At 62.4% G+C, this 849-nt stretch carries 1 protein-coding gene and 1 pseudogene; one reads left to right on the top strand and one right to left on the bottom strand.

All coding sequences use genetic code 11. The features are described from left to right. Positions 1-191, bottom strand: a 191-nt coding sequence (locus EN991_RS38095) for a hypothetical protein (protein ID WP_164769751.1), incomplete at its 3' end; no start/stop codon positions are given. 225 nt (positions 192-416) lie between these two features. Here EN991_RS38095 and EN991_RS38090 point away from each other — a divergent pair. After that, positions 417-849 (top strand): annotated as a pseudogene (locus EN991_RS38090) (flagellar biosynthetic protein FliO); the annotation flags it as partial.

Here is an 849-nt window from a genome sequence, read left to right as displayed (position 1 = left end):
CCGATCATCGCCAGCACGCCGAGCCTGCCGAGCAGGAAAGGATCGCCGAGGCGCTCGCGGAAAAGACCGACGACGATCGCGGCCCCCGTCAGAACGACGATGAAAATGATAAGCCGGGTAACCGCGCCCGGTCGCGTATTCTGGTCGACGATCGGTACCGGATAGAAATCGCCGCGCGCTTCCTTGGCCATGTGCCCCCTGCTCGTGAATTCCGGTGTTCCGACACCCGCCCCGTACCGGGTTGAATCACATTCTCCTAGTCCGGAAAAGGCCTGGGCGGCAAATGTCGGATAAAAATGATGTCTTCCGGCCTTCGGAGTTTTTCAAGCTGTTCAACAGCGTGAAACGCAACTTGCGGTGGCCCGCTTCAACGGTCTAGTGTCTTATCACTTCCAAGGGGCGATCAGGGGAAACCAATGCAATGGCTCGATAGCGTGGCAGGTCCCGGTTATGCCGCAGCATTGTTGTGGACGTTTGCAGCGCTCGTCCTGCTGGTCATCGTTCTCGTCATCGTCAAGCTGGTGCGCAACCTGACATTCGGAACCTTCGTCGCCGGCGGCCGGAACCGCAAGACGCGACTGGCCGTCATGGATGCCACCGCCGTCGACAGCCATCGCAGATTGGTGCTGATACGCCGCGACGACATCGAACATCTGCTTCTGATCGGCGGTCCGACCGACGTCGTCGTCGAGCGCGATATCCGGCTTTCGGCGCCGCGCCGGCCGGCATTGACTGGAGATGGCGGCTTGCAGCCGGTTCCGGCCGCCGCTCCGACAAGGCCGCGTCCGCCGCAACCCGCTCCGCCGCCGCTGAGACAGGCACCCGCTCCACAGCCGGTGAATACGACGC

Source organism: Mesorhizobium sp. M7A.F.Ca.US.005.03.2.1, from assembly GCF_003997795.1.
In the GTDB taxonomy this organism is placed as follows: Bacteria; Pseudomonadota; Alphaproteobacteria; order Rhizobiales; family Rhizobiaceae; genus Mesorhizobium; species Mesorhizobium ciceri.
Note: the sequence above shows the minus strand (reverse complement) of the source record. Positions and strands in the feature narration are given on the sequence as shown.